The sequence below is a fragment of the Streptomyces sp. NPDC052012 genome, assembly GCF_040689265.1.
Taxonomy (GTDB): domain Bacteria; phylum Actinomycetota; class Actinomycetes; order Streptomycetales; family Streptomycetaceae; genus Streptomyces.
Genome location: NZ_JBFAXA010000010.1, coordinates 132,765 through 146,379 on the forward strand (window position 1 = coordinate 132,765; position 13,615 = coordinate 146,379).

Sequence of the window (13,615 nt, forward strand, 5' to 3'; positions counted from 1 at the left end):
GAGGAGGCGGTCCAGGGGCGATCGGGGGTGATCCGGGGGCCGGGCCATGGCCGGTCCGGGGCCTGTGTGCGGGATCCGGGGCCTCCGCGCGCCACCCCCGCCGTGTGATCTGCGAGACTGGCGTCTGATATACGCAGCTCACACGGCCCGGTGCGGCCGGCGGCCGCGAAGATCCCGCGGAGAGGTGGTTCACCGCACGTTTCGGCGGGCGGCCGTGGGGGAGGTCACTGACACGATGATCGGGTTGCGCGGCGGGGGTCGCGCGTCCTAGAAAAGCAGTCGGGTGGAGATATGCATCGCGGTGGCGGACTGGGCGAGGGGACTGATGACCTGGGTCCTCGACGTGCCCGGCGGGGAAGGCACCGACGCGAGGCGCAGCACGCGGACGACGCGGCGAACGCGGCAGGCACGGACGAGGCACGTCAGGCACACGGTGTACCGAGCGAACCCGAGCGGGTCGACGGACGTATACACGGACGGATCGACCGGCTGGGGCCGGGGAGCAGGAATGGTGGTCGGGTGGGGGTGACGTACAAGTACTTCGGCGCGCCGGACGGCGCCACCGCGGCCCGCGTCCCGATCTCGATGCGCCCCGAGGAGCTCGGCGGCGACGAGCTCGGCATGGGCGGGATGTTCACCAAGATCAAGCCGGAGACCATGGCGGCCATGGTGCTGACCGGCATCGAGGGCGTCCCCCTGCACAAGGTGCCCCCGCTGGAACTGGTCGTCCTGCACCCCGACTACGCGGTGGTCAAACTCCCCATGACGGTCGTCGACCCCCTGCGCGGCATCGGCGAGGAGGCGGTCGGCGCGGCGGCCTTCATCTGGTCCACGGTCCCCGACCGCGGCGGCCCCCGTGACGCGTTCAACGTGTACCAGCTGCTGCACGAGTGGCAGGACTTCAGCCACCGCCTGCATGAGGCGGGGCATCAGCCGTACTGCCTGGTGTGGCCCTGAGCCGGGGTTCGTGGCAAGGGGAGACAGCACCATGTCCGCAGGCGCCGGTTCGTCCAGCTCGGTGATCGTGCCGCTGACCGCCGAGCACGCCGAGCAGATCCTGGCGATCTACCAGGCCGGCATCGACGAGGGCAACGCCACCTTCGAGACCACCGCCCCGGACTGGGAGACGTTCGACGCCGCGAAACTGCCCGACCACCGCTTCGCCGCCCTGGACGAAGACGGGACCGTGCTCGGCTGGGTCGCCGCGACGAAGGTCTCCGACCGCTGCGCCTACGCCGGTGTCGTGGAGCACTCCGTCTACGTCCACCCGGCGGCGCGCGGCCGCGGTGTCGCCTCCGCCCTGCTCAAGGCGCTCATCGACTCCACCGAGCGGGCCGGCATCTGGACCATCCAGTCCGGGATCTTCCCCGAGAACACCGCCAGCCTCGCCGTGCACCAGCGGGCCGGCTTCCGCGTCATCGGCACCAGGGAGCGCATCGGCCGCCACCACGGCCGCTGGCGCGACGTCGTTCTCGTCGAGCGCCGCAGCCCGGTGATCGACTGAGCCGGCGGTCAGGCCGCCGCGGCCGTGAACTTCCGCCGCCAGGCACCAAGCAACATCGCCGGCGCCCGGCCGAAGGTGCTCACGACCGAGGCCGTCCAGGCGTCCGACTACGTGATCACCATGGGCTGCGGCGACGCCTGCCCGGTCTTCCCCGGCGACAAGTACCTCGACTGGGCCCTGGCGGACCCGAGAACCGCCCCTACCCCGGGGACGTGATCCCGAGAACCGGCTCCACGCGGGTCAGGCGAGCGGCTGCGAGGGCGTCACGGACTGCCGGTGGACGACCGCGTCGAACCACTGCGCCAGGGAGCCGCCGCTCGCCACGGAGCCCGGCCCGGGACCGCGGGTGAGGACCGGCCCGTGCAGCCAGGCGCGCACGGGTGGGGTCGCCGCCGGGCGGTGCAGGTCCAGGACGAACTGGTCGGCGCGCACCTGGCCGAGGGGCTGCTCGAACCATCCCGGGTCTGGCGGCGGGAGCTCGGCCGTCCGGCCGTCGCCGGTGGCGACGGTGCCGTGGTCGAGGGTGAATCCGATCGACCGGTAGTCCCGGCCGTACCAGCCGCGCAGGTAAGAACCGGCGCTGGCGAAGCTCATGTCCGGCTGGGTGAGGCGGATACCGGGAGCGTCGGCGGTGTGGGGGCTCGCGGCCCAGTAGGCGGTCCTGCCCCCGGTGCGGTCGTGCCACCACCGCAGGTTCTCGGCGGCGCGGGCGTCGCGGTAGGTGCTCTGCTCGTCCTCGCCCAGGGCGTAGAACTCGTAGAACGACCGGATCTGCCGGGCGTTGTGCAGCGCCAGCGCGTGGGAGCGGTCGCCCGGCGGGTGCGGGACCGTCGCGACCAGCTCGTGGACCTGCCGGGCGCGGTGGACGTACGGCCGCTTGTTCTTGACCCCTTGGTACCAGGAGATGTGCTGCCAGATGTCGTCGGTCTCGGGGCGGAGTTCTTCGAGCAGTTCGCCGAGCTCGTCCGCACGCTCCGGAGCGGCGCCGGCGACGTAGTCGGCCACGGCGTCATAGGCGGGCCGGCGCGTCATGAAGAACTCGACGCCCACGAAGCGCACCTGATCGGCCGCCGCTCGACCGGCGTTGAAGCCGCGCAGCCAGCGCAGCACGTCGGCGACGTCGCGGGAGGAGGACCACTGCGGGCCCATCTCCCGGGCCAAGGCGTCCGGATCACCCTGGCCGGTGCGGATGTACGTGTCGATGCGCACGCCGGTCGTCCAGTCCTCCTCCCAGGCGACGGAACGGAATCCCATGCGCTCCACGAGCAGCCGTAGTGCGCGGTGCTTGAGGTCGACGAGCTCGGCCGCCCCGTGCACGGCCTCCCCCAGCCCCACCATCCGGGCGGGCCCGACGGCGTCCCGCAGCGGCCCGAGGTCGTCCAGCGGCCGGCTGGGCTCGGTGGTCCGCAACGGCTCCGCGTGCTGCCGCGCCCATCCGGCCACCGGATCGTCCTGCCGCCCGGCCGGCTCAGCCGCGGCAGCGGTCTCCGGCACGCTCACCGCGACCGCCGCCGCCGTGACCACAGCGGCGACGACATGGACCAAGGACGCCATCGGGGTGCGCCCCGTGCGGTACTTGCTCCGACGCATGGGCGTGTCCTCCCTCCGTCTCGATTCGAGTCCACCCACCATCCCCCCGCACCCGGGGACCCACATCCGACGAGGGGCGGCCCAGCCGGTACTTCGTCCGCAGTAGGCAGGCGGCCCCGGCCGGCCGCTGCGGCGAGTGCACCGGTGATTCCGCCGATGGCGTGCGCCCCGCGCCCGGCACCCCGCACGTCCCTCCGACGGCCCTGGTCCGGTAGTCCGGGCCCGGGCGGGTGGGTGAGAGTGGTGGCGGGCCGCGGGGTGGCGGCAGGCCGACGTGGCTGACGCGGTGGGTCGCCTCGCCGGCCTTCGTGTGTCCGCTGCGAGGGAGATGCCGATGCCCCGGATCGGGTCATGACTCATCCGGGCACCCTTGTGCTGATCACGGGTGCGGCCGTGCTCGCCCCGCTGCTGGTGTTCGCCGTGGGGCGGCGGGTGCGGGTTCCGCTGGTCATCTTCGAGATCGCGCTGGGGATCCTCATCGGGCCGGACGTGCTCGGGTGGGCGCACACCGACGAGGTGACCGACGCGCTCGCCGATCTCGGGCTGTCCATGCTGATCTTCCTGGCCGGTTACGAGATCGAGTTCGCGGCGGTGCGCGGGGACACGCTGCGCCGCTCGCTGTGGTCGTGGCTGGTCTCGCTCGGTCTGGGCATCGGGCTGGCGTTCCTGGTCAGCGGCGGGGACGTGTTCGAGGCGTTCGTGATCGGCACCGCGCTGACCAGTACGGCGCTCGGCACGGTCCTGCCGATGCTGCGGGACAGCGGCGAGCTGAAGGGGCGCTTCGGGACGGTGATGTCCGCGTTCGGCGCGGTCGGGGAGTTCGGTCCCGTCGTCGCCGTGGCGCTGCTGCTCAGCGGGCGGCGGCCGGCCGAGTCGGCGGCGCTGCTGGCCGGGTTCGGGGTGATCACCGCCGTCGCCGTACTGTGGGCGCTGCGGCCCCGGCCGCCCTGGTTCGGCCGGCTGGCCGAGCGGACCCTGCACAGCAGCGCCCAGTTCGCGGTCCGGTTCGTGATGCTGCTGCTGGCCTGCATGCTGGGCCTCGCCGAGGTCTTCGGCCTCGATGTGCTGCTCGGCGCGTTCGCCGCCGGCGTTCTCACCCGGATCATCCTGCACCGGGCCGCGCCCGCGGCGAGCGGGGAGGTGCTGGGCAAGGTGGAGGCCATGGGCTTCGGCTTCCTGGTGCCGTTGTTCTACGTCGTCACCGGCATCGAGTTCGATCTGGACGCGCTGATCCACGACCCGGTGGCGCTGCTGCTGGTGCCGGTCTTCCTGCTGCTGGTCCTGCTGGTGCGGGGCGGGCCGGTGTTCGCGCTCGCGCCGAAGGACCTGGGCAGCCGGGACCGTACCGCCCTGGCCCTGTTCGCCTCGACGTGCCTGCCACTCGTCGTCGCGATCACCACCATCGGAGTGGACCAGGAGCTCCTCGCGTCCGAGGAGGCCGCGTCGCTGGTGGGCGCCGCGATGATCTCCGTCCTCGTGCTGCCGCTGCTGGCGGCGCGTCTGCGGTCGGCGGACCGCGGGGCGGGCCGGGCGGCACGGGCCCGGCCCGCCCCGGAGGCGGTGGACGACTCCGAGAGCTGGTGACGGGGTGACCTGGGACGTGACCCGCCTCAGGCCCCGGCGCCCAGCGGTTCGGCTCGCTCGGCGTCGTCCAGGGACTTGATCAGGGAGGAGCGTGCGCGGGCGACGCGGGAGCGGAGGGTGCCGACCGGGCAGTCGCTGAGCTCGGCCGCCTCCGCGTAGGGCAGGCCGAGGAGCTGGGTGAGCACGAACGCCTCGCGACGTTCGTCGGGCAGCGACTCGAGCAGTTCGGCGAGGGCGATGCCGTCGTCGAAGCCGGGCACGCCCCGTGGCTGCGTGAACTCGGCCGCGGTCTGCCAGTCGTCGGTGTCGGCGAGGCGCGGCCGTGCGGTGGTGCGGCGGTAGCTGTCGATCACCGCGCGGCGGGCGATGGCCAGCAGCCAGGTGCGGGCCGAGGAACGGCCCTCGAAGCGGTGCAGGCTGCTCAGGGCCCGCAGGAAGGTGTCCTGGGCCAGGTCGTCGGCGGCCTGCGGGTCGGCGCTGAGGTAGGTGACGTAGTGGCGGACGTCGCGGTGCAGGGCGCGCACGAACTTCTCGATGGCCTCGGGGTCACCGGCGCGGGCGGCGAGCGCCAGCGCTGTTATCGACTCGTCGGCGGATGTCCGGTCGTCACGGCACTTCTCGCCGGGCCTCTTGCGGTCACGCGTTCTCGCGGGGGCGGCAGACAGGGCAGGAGTGATCACCTGGTGTCCTTCTCGGGAGTCCGGACCTCCGGCGTGCGCGTCCCGTGAGACGGGCGCCGCGCAGGCGGAACGGGCCGCGCAGGACGCGGCGGATCCGGTGTTGACGTGGGGGTGCGGGCGTACGCGCGTACGGCGGCGTCCACCCGTTGCCCGAGCCGCGTCCGGGGCGCGGGGCGCTCGGACGGGCCGGGGAACCGGCTGTCTCAGAGAGCTCGGAGGGCTCGCAGAGCAGCGGTTCCCGCGGGCGGGCCCCGGGAAGTGAGGGCGTGGGCAAGGAGCAGCCGGCGCGGTGTGCGGGCCGTGCGGCTGCGGCGGGCGCGGATGCGCGGGCGGTGCGGCGGTGCGGGCAGGGCGAGGAGCAGCCGCAGCGGGGCGGCCAGCCGGCCGGCGACGGCCCGCAGGATGCGGAAGGCCGCGCGTTCGCCGTGGGCGAGCCACAGCCCGCACAGCAGCGCGGCCAGCAGGTGGGCGGCGAGCATGCCCGTCGAGGACATCCCGGCCATGGTGTGCTCCGCGCCGGCGCCCGCCATCGGCTCCGTGACGGAGCCGGTGTGGGTCATCGAGTGCGCGGCATGGCCCATGTGCGCCCCGTGTTGGACGTGGCCCGCCGCGGGGGTGCCGTCACCCGTGCCGCCCGTGGGCACCGGCGTCGGCGCCAGTTCCTGCGCGTACGAGAACCACAGGTGCAGGGCCGTCTGTGCCGTCACCACGGCGGAGGAGACGAGGAGAAGTCCGCGTTCCCTGGCGCCCAGGCACCATGCCGCGCCGCCGGTCGCCACGGTTGCCGCGCCCAGCGCCCACCAGGGGACGGCCGTGCCCGACATCAGGACGTGCCCCAGGGTGGCGAGCAGCACGCAGACGGCCGCGAACACCGCGGCGCGTGCGGTGCGCAAACCCCACCCAGGACTCATGGCGGCTCATCCTCGCATCCCTGGCCCCGCCCTCATGAGGGGGTACGAGAACGTCCCCCGCCCGGCACTCAGCACTCTCCCGGTGATTCACGTCACAGTAAAGACCGGGAAACGGGACGGAGTTCGGGCCAGGCGGGGCGGTCAGAAGCCGTCAGAAGCCGAACACCTGGGTCCAGGTCCAGTCGTTCGTGGTGACGCCGACGCCCATCGTCCTGAGGTCGCAGTTGAGGATGTTCGCGCGGTGGCCGGGCGAGTTCATCCAGGCGTCCATGACGGACGCGGCGGAGCTCTGGCCGCGGGCTATGTTCTCGGCGCCGGGGCTCTGATAGCCCTGCGCCTTGGCCCGGTCGGCGAAGGAACGGCCGTCCTGGCTGGTGTGGTCGAAGTAGTCGTTGGCCGACATGTCCTCGCTGTGCAGCTGAGCCGCCCTGGCCAGGCGGTCGTCGGCGGTCACCGGCCCGCAACCTGCCTTGCTGCGCTCGGCGTTGGTGAGCGCCAGGACCTGTGCGGCGGGCGTACCGGCGGGAGCGGCCTGCGGGGCGGACGGCGGCTTCCGCTGCGGCTTCGGCTCGGTGCGTTCGGGCTGGGCGGGGCGTGTGGTGGGCGTCTTCTTCGGCGACTTACGGGCACTCGGAGAGGCCGAGGCCGACGGTGTGCGGGATGGGGTGGCCGAGGGGGAGGGGGAGACGGAGGGCGTACGCGTGACGGCGTCGGACGGGGCGGACACCTCCCGCCCCTCGGACGCCGATTGCACGGTCTCGCCCTCGCCGTCCGGGGTGAGGATCACGATGCCGGATATGGTCCCGCCGGTGACGAGCAGCGCGGCGGCAACGGCCGCGACGGCCCGGCTCCGCCGTTTGCGCCGCCGGGTCAGCGCACGGCGACTGGAGCGAGGGCCGTTGACGGCGGCGATCTCGGCGGTCGGCATTCCGGAGACACCGTCCCCGTACGCCGCACCCGCGTCGGACGCATCGCGGCCTGCGTCCCCGTACGCCGCCCCCGCGTCCGGCATCGCCGGTTCAGCGGTCTCCGTCAGCCCCGGTATCAGCTCGGTCGCCCCGGTGTCCTGCGCGTACGCCACCGGCGCCGCGTCCGTCGCCCCGCCGGCGAAGCCGGCCAGGGTCCCGCCGAGGAGACCGGCGACCGGCACCAGCCCCAGACCCACCAGCAGGCCCTCCGCCGGGGCCAGGCCCGACTGGAAGCCGGAACAGTGCGTGCAGGCGCGGGCGTGGCGGGCGATGCGCTTGCGCCACAGGGCGGACGGGGTGCCGTCCCAGATCGAGGTGACGTCGTCCAGCAGGACGCAGCGCGGCTGGGCGGACAGGGACCGTACCACCAGCCGGGCGGTCTCCAGCTGCGCCTTCATCCGCTGCACGCGCACCGCCGTGTGCTGCGGTGACAGCTCCAGCGCCGCCGCCACCTCCGCCCGGGTCAGCTCGCCCACCGCCTCCAGCCACCACAGCGACAGCAGCGCCTGGTCGTCGGGGTCCAGCCAGCGGGTGGCCTCGGCCAGTTCGCGGCGCTGGCCCTCCAGCCCGAGCCGCGTGATCGTGAGGTCCACGAAGTCGGCGCCCGGGTCGGCGACGTCGTACGCGTCGTGCAGCCCCGAACTGGCGGGCGTGGAACGGTGGTCGCGCCAGTGGTGGCGTATCTGGTTCATGGTGATGGCCACCAGCCAGGACCGGAACCGGGCGGGGTCGTCGAGCGAGCCGAGCGAGCGCAGGGCGCGCAGCATGGTCTCCTGCACCACGTCGTCGACGTCCGGGTGGCCGTTCAGCGCCCGGCCCACGATGTTGTAGACCAGCGGCAGACAGCCGGCGACGAGTTGGTCCTGGGCCCGCTGGTCACCGCGCCGCGCCGCCTCGACGACCGCCGCGCCCATCTCCCCGCTCGCTGCCATGCTCGTCCACTCTCCTTCTCGGTCCTTCTCGGTCCGGGACTGTCCTGCCCTGCACAAGAGGAGAGCCGCTGCCCAGGAGGGGATAACAAAAAGCGCTCGGCCCCTTCAAGAGATCCCGTTGAAGGGATCCCGCTCAAGAGATACGGAGGACCGCACCCCGTTCGTTCGGAGTGCGGTCCTCGAAGGGCGCTGCCGGGCACTAACTCCCGGACGGGGAGGTGCGGGAACCGGAGCCGCCCGGCTTCGGCGGCGCCCAGGTGGGCTTGGTCCTGTTCGAGCTGCCGTGCTGAAGCAGCTGCATGGACCGAGTTCGACCCTTGGTCAGAGAGCGATGAAGAAGACACTTCGCACCCCGGCACGGGCAGGTCCGTGGGCTCAGGCCTTCAGGAACGCCGTCAGGCTGTCCAGCAGCATCGTGCTGCCCTGTTCCGCCATGTCGCGTTCCTCGGCGGTGCCGCAGGTCTGGTGGACCACGAGGCGGGTGCGGTCGTCGGCCTCGGGGGCGAGTTCCACGGTCATCTTCTCGGGCTCGGGCTTGCCGGGTACGTCCATCGCGATGGTCAGGCGGCGGTTCTCGGCGACCTCGGCGTAGGTGCCGGTCATCGGGAACTCGCCGCCGTCGGGGGTGACCACGGTGGCCTTCCATGCGCCGCCCGGGCGCACGTCCATCTCGACGGAGCCGGGGGCGCAGTAGGCCCACCGGGCGTACTGCTCGGGGGTGGTCCAGGCGCGCCAGACCTGCGCCGCGGGGGCGTCCAGGGTGCGGGCCAGGGTGTAGGAGAAGCCGTCCGCCGCGGTGGTCTGCTCGGTGCTCATGTCGTGTCTCCTCGGGTGTGGGCCGGTCCCGGCTTCGGCCGGGCGTCTGCGGTACGTACGGTCAGACACCCGCGCACGCCGAAAGTCATCGGTCCGCGCCGAGGCCGCCTCAGTCCAGTACGTGCCGCAGATAGGCCCGCGGGTCGGCGAGGTAGCGGCGCCAGTGGTCGACCAGGGCCAGGTCCCGCCAGGCCGTGCGGCGTATGCCGTGGTCGCCGACCTCCAGGATGTCCGCGCCGGGGAGCGCGGTGAGCAGCGGGGAGTGGGTGGCGCAGATGATCTGGGCACCGGAGCGGGTCAACGCGTCGATGTGTCCGAGGAGTTCCAGGCAGGAGGTGAAGGACAGGGCCGCCTCGGGCTCGTCCAGGACGTAGAGGCCGGGGTGCAGGAACTTGTCGCGGAACGCGGCGAGGAACCCCTCGCCGTGACTGCGCGCGTCGGGGGCGAGGCCCTCACGGTCGAGGGCGTCGAGCGCGGTCTCGGCGCGCAGGAAGAACCCCTGGCGGGCGGACCAGGAGCCGAGCATCCGGCGCCCGCGGGGCGCCGCGTCGAAGCGGATCCGCTCGCCGAGCACCGACTTGGCGCGATGGCTCGCGTAACGCCATTCGTGCGAGCCGCCCCAGGAGTCCAGGCCGAAGCCCTCCGCCAGCGCCTCGACGAGCGTCGACTTCCCCGAGCCGTTCTCACCGACGAGGAAGGTCACCGGGGCGGTGAAACGCAGCCCGTGGCGCAGGAGTCCGCGTACGCAGGGGACCGACCAGGGCCACTCCCCCTCGTCGTACGCCTCCACATGCGCGTACGCCCGTTCGATGATCACGCGCCGAGTTTCCCACAGCGCTCCGTCGTGCCGACCGTCCGCAACACCGTCAGCACCAGCGTCCGCGCCGCCTCCGCCACCTCCCGCAAGGACACGTGCTCGCGCTCGCTGTGGGCCACCGCGATGTCACCGGGGCCGTACTGGAGGGCCGGGATCCCGGCGCCGGCGTAGAGCCGCAGGTCGCTGCCGTACGTCGCGCCGCGCTGCCGTGGCCGGCCGCGGGTGCCGCCCGTCGCGTCGGCGTACGCGGCCCCCACCACGTCCGCCAGCGGGTGCCCCGCGGGCAGCCGGCCGCTCGCGAACTGCCCGCCCGGCCAGGTCACCGTGGCCGGGTGGGCACGCAGCCACGGGTCGGCGGCGCACGCCTCGGCCACGCACCGCTCCAGGTCGGCGCGGGCGTCGGCCGGGTCCTCGCCGATCCGCACGCCGAGTCTGCCCTCCGCGACCAGCAGGTCCGGCACGCTGCTCGCCCAGTCCCCGGCGCGCAGGGTCCCCACCGACAGGCCGTACGGGATCGGGTACTCCGCGAGCAGCGGCGACGGGTCACGGTTCCGCTCGGTCTCCAGGGCGGCCAGCGCCCGGTGCAACGGCAGATAGGCGTCGATCGCGCTCACCCCCTGCTCCCGCGCGCTGCCGTGCGCCGCCTTGCCGGGCACGGCGATGCGGAACGTCAGCGCGCCCGCGTTGGCGGTGATCAGGGTGCGGGCGGTGGGCTCCGCGATGACACAGGCGTCGCCCCGGTGCCCGCGCCGCAGGGTGCCGAACGCGCCGATCCCGCCGTCCTCCTCCCCGACGACGAAGTGCGCGGCGACCTGGCCGCGCAGCCGTATCCCGGCCGCCCGGATCGCGGTGAGCGCGGCGAGGTGCGCCGCCAGACCGGCCTTCATGTCGCAGGCACCGCGCCCGTGCACCACGTCCCCGGTCACCCGGGGCACGAACGGGTCGCCCTCCCAGGCCGCGAGGTCCCCGGGCGGTACGACGTCGACGTGGCCCTGGAGGATCAAGGTGGGCCCGTCGCCACCGTCGGGGGTGGTGCCGACCAGGCCCCACGCCTCCTCCCGGGGTGCCTCCAGGCCCGGGAAGTCCGGGTGGGCGCGCAGCGCGGGCACGTCCATGGACCACAGGTCGACGTCCAGCCCGAGCCGCTCCAGCCGCGCGGCCAGCCGGTGCTGAAGCTCCGACTCGGCGGCGCTCCCGGTGACACTCGGCACCGCGATCAGCTCCAGCAGCGTCCGCCCCAGGGCCTCCTCGTCGATCGCCGCCAGCGCGGCGGCCTCCGCATCACTCAGCACGCTCCCGTCCCTCCCCGAGGACCGGCCCACGCGGCCCCGACCTTTACATGCTCACGTCGACAACCGGATACGCGAGACCACGACGGCAACTTCCCGTGTGCCGCGCGCGGCGGAGGCCCCGGCCCGCGACTGGCGTACGCCGCCCGGCCACCACCGGCTCGGGAGGACCGGCAGGTCCGGCGGCGGACCGGAGTACACATGGGCGGACACCGAGCCGTGCGGCCCGCCTCCGGCGGGGTCCCCTCCGCGGCCCCGCTCCTCGGCGGCGCGGTCCTGCGGCGCTCAGCCCTGCGGCGCTCAGCCCTGCGGCACTCAGCCCTCCGGGGCTCAGCCCTCCCGTCGTGCGGCCACGCCCGCCACCGTGAAGCCGATCGCCGTTCCGCCGCCCTCCCGCCGGACGGCGTACGGGGCTCCGCCGTGCGCCAGAGCCACCTCGCGGACGATGGACAGGCCGAGGCCCGAACCGGGCAGGGAGCGGGCGGCGGGGGCGCGGTAGAAGCGGTCGAAGACGCGGAGCAGGTCCTCCTCGTCGATGCCGGGACCCCGGTCCAGTACCTCCACCCGTACCGGGCCCGGCCGGGCGGGACCGGCGACGGCGATCTCCACCGGCCCCCTGCCGTCCCGGTCGAACTTGACCGCGTTCTCGACCAGGTTGGACAGCGCCCGCGTCAGCAGCCCGGGCCGTCCCTCGGTCGACGTGTCGCCGCTCGCCCGCACCAGGATCTCCCGCCCGCTGCGGCGCCGGGCCCGTCCGGCGACGTCCTCGGCGATGTCGGCGAGGTCCAGGCGCTGCGGCGGCTCGCTGTCGGACTGGCCGGCCGCGAGGTCGACCAACTCGTTCACCAGGTCGGTCAGTTCACGCGCCTCCTGGGTGAGGTCGGCGACGAGTTCCTCACGGGTGCCGGGCGGCAGTTCGTCGATGCGGCGCAGCAGCGAGATGTTGGTGCGCAGGGAGGTGAGCGGGGTGCGCAGCTCGTGGCCCGCGTCCTGGACCAGGCGGCGCTGGTCCTCCTCCGACTGGGCGAGCCGGCCGAGCATCCGGTCGAAGGCACGGCCGAGCCGCCCCACCTCGTCGTGGCCGGTGACCGGCACCTGGACGCCGAGCCGGCGGGTGCGGGCGACGTCCTCGGCGGCGTCGGTCAGGACGACCAGCCGACGCGTGATCCGACGGGCCAGCCACCAGCCGAACAGCCCGGCCCCGACGACCACCGCCGCCATGAGGACGAGGGTGCGCCGTTGCAGCGCCCGCAGCAGATCCTCGGTGTCGCTGAACTCCTGCGCGACCTGCACCGCGCCCCGGCTGCCGCCCAGCGCGACCGTCGCGACCCGGTAGACGTCGTCGCCGACGTCGACGTCCGCGTGCGTGACCACCTGCCCGGCCGTGTCCGCGGCGGCGACCCGGCGGTCGGCGGCGACGACCGGCAGGCCGGGGCTGCCCGGGTCGAAGACGCTGCCGTCGGGCCCGAGCACCTGGACGTCCGTCCGCGCGGGCCGCACCAGGTCGTGACCGGGGGCGGTGGAGGAGAAGTCCACGGGCGTCATCCGGTTCTCCCGCACCTCCTGCCGCAGGTCCTGCACGACCTCGTCGAACACGGACTGCTGGTCCACCCGCACCAGCCGCGCGGCGGCGCTGTAGGAGAGGAGGCCGACCAGCATGGTGACGGTGGCGGTCACCGTCGCGAACGCCACGGCGAAGGTCGTCCCCAGCGACAGCAGCCGCATCCGCCGGCGCCCGCGCGTGCGGCCCGCGCCGCCCGCAGCCGCCGCCACCTCAGTCCTCCCGCAGCACGTAGCCCACCCCGCGCACCGTGTGGATCAGCTGCGGTGCGCCGGGCTGGTCGAGCTTGCGGCGCAGATAGCCGACGTAGACGGCGAGGTTCTTCGAGCCGGGGCCGAAGTCGTAGCCCCAGATGCGGTCGTAGATGGTGGCGTGGTCCAGGACGACGCCCGCGTTGCGCAGCAGCAGCTCCAGCAGCTCGAACTCGGTGCGGGTCAGCTCCAGCTCCCGCTCGCCCCGCCAGGCGCGCCGGGCCTGCGGGTCCATGCGCAGCCCGGCGGCTTCCACGAAGCGGCCAGGGGGCTGCGGCTTCGGCGGCTGCTCGGCGGTCGGACCGCCGTCGGGCTCCGGGGCGGGGGCGGCCCGGCGCAGCAGGGCGCGCAGCCGGGCGAAGACCTCCTCCACGTCGAACGGCTTGACCACGTAGTCGTCGGCGCCGGCGTCCAGGCCGGCGATCCGGTCGGCGGTCTCCACCAGCGCCGTCAGCATCAGCACGGGCGTGCGGTCGCCCTCCGCGCGCAGCACCCGGCACACCTGGAGCCCGTCGATGCCGGGCATCATCACGTCCAGCACGAGCACGTCGGGCCTGCTGCGGTGGGCCTGCGCCAGCGCCTCCACCCCGTCGGCGACGGCCGTGACCTCGTAGCCCTCGAGCGTCAGGGCGCGCTCCAGGGCGTTGCGGATGGCGCGGTCGTCTTCGGCGAGCAGAACGGTGTGCGGCACGCCCCCAGTCTGCCAAGCGTC

The 13,615-nt window shown here is 73.9% G+C and carries 12 protein-coding genes and 1 pseudogene; 4 read left to right on the forward strand and 9 right to left on the reverse strand.

What is annotated here, in order from left to right:
- The first annotated feature begins 291 nt into the window (after window positions 1–291).
- The 3 genes and pseudogenes from AB0412_RS18920 to AB0412_RS18930 form a co-directional block, all read left to right on the forward strand.
- On the forward strand, window positions 292–957 hold the full coding sequence (locus AB0412_RS18920; protein ID WP_366403696.1) for a hypothetical protein: 666 nt from the start codon (window positions 292–294) through the stop codon (window positions 955–957).
- 31 nt (window positions 958–988) lie between these two features.
- Window positions 989–1,504 carry an N-acetyltransferase family protein gene (locus AB0412_RS18925; protein ID WP_366403697.1) on the forward strand — a complete coding sequence of 172 codons (516 nt, stop codon included), beginning with the start codon at window positions 989–991 and terminating at the stop codon, window positions 1,502–1,504.
- A 51-nt stretch (window positions 1,505–1,555) separates the two neighbouring features.
- Window positions 1,556–1,690: pseudogene (locus tag AB0412_RS18930) on the forward strand (phosphotyrosine protein phosphatase); the annotation flags it as partial.
- Window positions 1,691–1,744: 54 nt separating this feature from the next.
- Here the strand turns inward: AB0412_RS18930 and AB0412_RS18935 are convergent.
- Window positions 1,745–3,094: an erythromycin esterase family protein gene (locus AB0412_RS18935; RefSeq protein WP_366403698.1), complete on the reverse strand. Its 1,350-nt coding sequence runs from the start codon at window positions 3,092–3,094 to the stop codon at window positions 1,745–1,747.
- Window positions 3,095–3,445: 351 nt separating this feature from the next.
- Between AB0412_RS18935 and AB0412_RS18940 the strand changes: the two genes are divergently transcribed.
- On the forward strand, window positions 3,446–4,678 hold the full coding sequence (locus AB0412_RS18940) for a cation:proton antiporter (RefSeq protein ID WP_366403699.1): 1,233 nt from the start codon (window positions 3,446–3,448) through the stop codon (window positions 4,676–4,678).
- Window positions 4,679–4,704: 26 nt separating this feature from the next.
- Here AB0412_RS18940 and AB0412_RS18945 read toward each other — a convergent pair whose 3' ends face one another.
- The 8 genes from AB0412_RS18945 to AB0412_RS18980 form a co-directional block, all read right to left on the reverse strand.
- Window positions 4,705–5,358 carry a sigma-70 family RNA polymerase sigma factor gene (locus tag AB0412_RS18945; RefSeq protein WP_366403700.1) on the reverse strand — a complete coding sequence of 218 codons (654 nt, stop codon included), beginning with the start codon at window positions 5,356–5,358 and terminating at the stop codon, window positions 4,705–4,707.
- Between the two features lie 203 nt (window positions 5,359–5,561).
- Window positions 5,562–6,269 carry a hypothetical protein gene (locus AB0412_RS18950; RefSeq protein WP_366403701.1) on the reverse strand — a complete coding sequence of 236 codons (708 nt, stop codon included), beginning with the start codon at window positions 6,267–6,269 and terminating at the stop codon, window positions 5,562–5,564.
- Window positions 6,270–6,420: 151 nt separating this feature from the next.
- On the reverse strand, window positions 6,421–8,169 hold the full coding sequence (locus tag AB0412_RS18955) for a sigma-70 family RNA polymerase sigma factor (protein WP_366403702.1): 1,749 nt from the start codon (window positions 8,167–8,169) through the stop codon (window positions 6,421–6,423).
- Between the two features lie 375 nt (window positions 8,170–8,544).
- A complete protein-coding gene (locus AB0412_RS18960; RefSeq protein WP_366403703.1) occupies window positions 8,545–8,985 on the reverse strand; it encodes an SRPBCC domain-containing protein in 441 nt (146 codons plus the stop codon).
- A 109-nt stretch (window positions 8,986–9,094) separates the two neighbouring features.
- A complete protein-coding gene (locus AB0412_RS18965) occupies window positions 9,095–9,802 on the reverse strand; it encodes an AAA family ATPase (protein WP_366403704.1) in 708 nt (235 codons plus the stop codon).
- Window positions 9,799–11,094, reverse strand: a complete 1,296-nt coding sequence (locus AB0412_RS18970) for an ArgE/DapE family deacylase (RefSeq protein ID WP_366403705.1) — start codon at window positions 11,092–11,094, stop codon at window positions 9,799–9,801. The genes AB0412_RS18965 and AB0412_RS18970 overlap by 4 nt, the downstream gene beginning before the upstream one ends.
- A 327-nt stretch (window positions 11,095–11,421) precedes the next feature.
- Window positions 11,422–12,816, reverse strand: coding sequence for a HAMP domain-containing sensor histidine kinase (locus AB0412_RS18975; protein ID WP_366403764.1), 1,395 nt, complete (start codon window positions 12,814–12,816; stop codon window positions 11,422–11,424).
- A gap of 49 nt (window positions 12,817–12,865) precedes the next feature.
- A complete protein-coding gene (locus AB0412_RS18980; RefSeq protein ID WP_366403706.1) occupies window positions 12,866–13,594 on the reverse strand; it encodes a response regulator transcription factor in 729 nt (242 codons plus the stop codon).
- Between the last annotated feature and the right edge of the window lie 21 nt (window positions 13,595–13,615).